We start from the raw sequence: 3,729 nt of genomic DNA on the forward strand, positions 1-3,729 counted from the left end.
CATCAGGCAGTCAATGCCGTTCATGTTCTGCTCAATAACCTGAGTTACCGAGTCCTGCAGTGTTTTAGCATCGGCACCCGGATAGGTGGCGCGAATCTGTACGGCCGGTGGCGCAACATTAGGATATTGCTCAATCGGCAGTTTTAGAATCGACAGCACGCCCACCAGCATAATAATGATGGCGATGACCCATGCGAAGATGGGGCGATCGATAAAGAACTTAGCCATGTATCAGCGGCTCCTGTTTAAGACTTCGGTTGGTCAGACTGCGTTTTGGTCACGTCGTCTGCACTCACTTCCTGTGGAGTTACAGTGGCGCCAGCTTTGGCTCGCTGTACACCCGTGGTGATGACGCGGTCGCCCTCTTTCAGACCTGCCGTGACCAGCCACTTGTCACCCACTGCCTGATCCGTGGTCAAATTACGGGATTCCACTTTGTTGTCCGCACCCACCACCATTGCCGTAGCCTGGCCGGTTGGCGTACGCGTTACTGCCTGCTGCGGTACCAGCAGCGCGGAAGGATTGGTGCCTTCTTCCAGGCGAGCACGCACAAACATACCGGGCAGCAGCGAGTGATCCGGGTTCGGGAACACGGCGCGCAACGTAATAGAGCCGGTCGTTTCGTCAACGGTGACATCAGAGAATTCTAATGTTCCGGTCTGAGCGAATTCGCTACCATCTGGCAGTAACAGCTTCACTTTAGCCTTACCGTCGGCCTGCTGCAGCTTGCCAGAGTTCAGCTCCTGACGCAGACGCATAAAATCTTCGCTGGATTGCGTGACGTCAACGTAAATAGGATCAAGCTGCTGAACTGTGGCGAGGGCAGTGGTCTGACCGCTCTGAACCAGCGCACCTTCGGTCACAGCAGATTTACCAATGCGCCCACTTATCGGCGAAATCACTTTGGTATAGGCCAGATTAATGCGCGCGGTTTCCACGCTGGCTTTCGCCACCTGAACGGCTGCGGCCGTCTGGCTCTGCGTGGAGACAGCGTTATCATAGTCCTGCTGGCTGATGTATTTGGTGCCCATCAGCGGCTTATAGCGTTTTACGGTCAGCGCAGCGATTTGAGCATTGGCCTGAGCCTGAGCTAAATCGCCTTTCGCACTGTCGTAGGTCGCCTGATAAGGTGCCGGGTCAATTTGATAAAGTGACTGACCTGCCTTTACATCGCTCCCTTCCACGAAATTCCGCTTGAGAATGATGCCCGAAACCTGAGGGCGAACTTCTGCAACACGGAACGAGGAAGTGCGACCCGGAAGATCGGTCGTAATGGTTAGCGGAGCGCTTTTTAGGGTAAGAACGCCTACTTCGGGCGCTTTTTGCTGGCCGCCCTGTTGTGCGTCCTTGTTATCACATCCCGTTAGCACCAGGCTGCCTGAAAGCATCAGAACGGCCGCCAGAGGCGTTAACCCTCTGTTTTTGTTCATAAATAAACCTCGAGTGTCCGATATCGATTGTTCAATGGATCACAAAATCCATAAACCCATTGCTGCGTTTAAATTATGGTCGTGCTATGGTACATACATTCGCAAATGTATGTAAGAGCACCCTGGTTGTTAACATCCCCCTATGGCACGAAAAACCAAACAGCAGGCGTTAGAAACACGAAGTCATATCCTTGACGCAGCTATAGTCCGGTTTTCCGAGCATGGCGTTGCGAACACGTCACTGGCCGATATCGCTGCTGCTGCCGGCGTAACGCGGGGCGCAATCTACTGGCACTTCAAAAATAAAACCGATTTACTCAATGAAATATGGGCGCAGTCCGAGTCAGGACTGGAAAATATAGAGCTTGAGTATCAATTAAAATACCCTTCCGATCCACTCTCTGTTTTACGCGCCATGCTCACCTATGTCCTTGAAGCTACGGTTAGGGATACACGCAGGCGAGCGCTGATGGAAATTATTTTTCATAAATGCGAATTTGTAGGCGAGATGACAACATTACAGAGAATGCAGCAAACCTTATATCTGGAGTGTTACGATAAAATTGAAGAGGTATTGCGTCAATGTATGGCGAAGCAGCAGCTGCCGGGTGAGCTGGATACGCGTCGTACCGCTATCGTCATGCGCGGGTATATAACCGGTATCATGGAAAACTGGCTATTTATGCCGGAAAGCTTCGATCTGGCGACGGACGCACCACAACTGGTTGAGGTTCTGCTTGATACCGTTATGCACAGTCCGGCGCTCAGAAAAACCGCGAACGAGCAAGGAAACCCTTAACGTTCGCCCTGCACCTTTTTTTCAAAATCCCGCTGTACGATAGCCAGGGCAGCCAGCACGGTTTGCGGGGCGATCTGATTTTCTTCAAGCAGCATAATCAACTCTACAGCCAGCTTGACTTCTTCCGGTGCGCTTTCCAGCGACATATTTTTCTCCTGATTTACAGACGCAGTTTTTTGGCAACCAGCACCATTAATAGCGCACCAGCCAACGCGATCAGCTGTGCCGTGGGTGCGGCTTCGGCCAGCGAACCATAATTAAAAAAGGCACCAATATAGCCACCGACCAGCGCGCCGATGATAGCCAGCGCCAGTGTCGCCATCAGGCCGCCGGGACGGCCAGGAAAGATATAGCGGGTAACAAATCCAACCGACAGCCCGATAATTATCCAGGAGAGAAGTCCCATAGTCGATCCCCAGTCAGCTTTTTCGAAAAGTATAGCAAGGGCGCTGCGTACTTACTGACGGTCGCGGTTTTCGATCGCGCGCTCGATTTTTTTCAGCGCCAGCAGGCAGCGCTGTAGCCGACCTTCAAGCGCCGCAATTTCCTGCTGCAGTTTTCGCTGCTGGGCCAGCGTTTCCTGATGAGCCAGCTGGCTTTCCCTGTCGGCCACCATTGCACGCAGGCGACGCTCATAATCCTGATGCTTTGCCAGCTTCTCGTAGAGATTTTCCGGCTCCGCTTCTGGTTTCGTTTCGCTGTTACGCAGCTTTAGCGTGGCCAGTTCACGTTGTAGCGCGCTCATTTGCAACACTACGCGCTCTGCCATCCAGGCGACACGCTCCGTCCGATGACCATTTACGCTCTGCCTGAGTAAAGCCATACTTTGCCGCGCTTCCTGTAAATAATCAGCAAGTCGCGTACCGTGGCAGTGAAACAGCTGGCTGTCAAAACGCGCTTTCGCGGTTCGTTGGTTAGCGTGAGGCGCAATGGTCTGCGCCAGCTCTTCCAGCCTGGCTTCCAGCTGCTCAAGCAAATGGGCACTTTTCATTTTCTCTCTCTCCTGGTGAGCCGCGCCTATCATACGCTTAATTTGAACGTTCTGTGCGCTGGTCTGCTTTTTTCTGGTCGGCTCACGTTGATTAGCAGCAACAAATACGCGGATTTTGCTTCCGGCGGTTGCAATTGTCGGATGATTTGCATAGATTTGGTCGTTTTCGTGCGTGGCTTCCCCCGGACACTTCCGTCATGCTCTGCGACTCTCTTCGCCAGAGCAACGAAGCTGCGCGAGTCAGATTTGTATTTACCAGGCGTAACACTATGACCGCGACTGCGCAGCAGCTTGAATTTCTTAAAAACAGTATCAAAAGCATTGAGGATTATCCTAAGCCAGGCATTCTTTTTCGTGACGTCACCAGCCTGCTGGAAGATCCAAAAGCCTATGCACTCAGCATTGAACTGTTGGTTGAACGCTATCGTGATGCAGGTATTACTAAGGTGGTCGGCACGGAAGCACGCGGTTTTCTGTTTGGCGCACCGGTGGCGCTGGCACTTGGCGTA

At 52.5% G+C, this 3,729-nt stretch carries 6 protein-coding genes and 1 pseudogene; 2 read left to right on the forward strand and 5 right to left on the reverse strand.

Features of this window, described 5'->3' with window-relative positions:
• A partial coding sequence (locus RTK32_RS20025) for an efflux RND transporter permease subunit (RefSeq protein ID WP_312047016.1) occupies positions 1-228 on the reverse strand: 228 nt, incomplete at its 3' end.
• A gap of 17 nt (positions 229-245) precedes the next feature.
• Positions 246-1,430, reverse strand: a complete 1,185-nt coding sequence (locus RTK32_RS20030) for an efflux RND transporter periplasmic adaptor subunit (RefSeq protein ID WP_312047017.1) — start codon at positions 1,428-1,430, stop codon at positions 246-248.
• 142 nt (positions 1,431-1,572) lie between these two features.
• On the opposite strand from RTK32_RS20030, the gene acrR reads away from it, so the two are divergent.
• The gene (acrR, locus tag RTK32_RS20035; protein WP_312047019.1) at positions 1,573-2,229 is read left to right on the forward strand and encodes a multidrug efflux transporter transcriptional repressor AcrR; all 657 of its coding nucleotides are present in this window, start codon (positions 1,573-1,575) and stop codon (positions 2,227-2,229) included.
• Here the strand turns inward: acrR and rsmS are convergent.
• From rsmS to RTK32_RS20050, 3 genes are read right to left on the reverse strand one after another with little or no spacing between them, the layout of a single operon-like run.
• Positions 2,226-2,375 (reverse strand): pleiotropic regulatory protein RsmS, encoded by a 150-nt coding sequence (gene rsmS, locus RTK32_RS20040; protein WP_312047021.1) that lies wholly within the window; start codon positions 2,373-2,375, stop codon positions 2,226-2,228. The genes acrR and rsmS overlap by 4 nt on opposite strands.
• A gap of 14 nt (positions 2,376-2,389) precedes the next feature.
• Entirely contained in the window at positions 2,390-2,635 is a 246-nt protein-coding gene (locus tag RTK32_RS20045; RefSeq protein WP_312047023.1) for a hypothetical protein, read from the reverse strand.
• A gap of 51 nt (positions 2,636-2,686) precedes the next feature.
• Complete coding sequence (locus RTK32_RS20050) at positions 2,687-3,220, reverse strand: primosomal replication protein (RefSeq protein ID WP_312047024.1); 534 nt, start codon at positions 3,218-3,220, stop codon at positions 2,687-2,689.
• Between the two features lie 269 nt (positions 3,221-3,489).
• On the opposite strand from RTK32_RS20050, the pseudogene RTK32_RS20055 reads away from it, so the two are divergent.
• Positions 3,490-3,729: pseudogene (locus tag RTK32_RS20055) on the forward strand (adenine phosphoribosyltransferase); the annotation flags it as partial.

Origin of the sequence: Erwinia sp., assembly GCF_031978025.1 — a bacterium.
Taxonomy (GTDB): domain Bacteria; phylum Pseudomonadota; class Gammaproteobacteria; order Enterobacterales; family Enterobacteriaceae; genus Erwinia.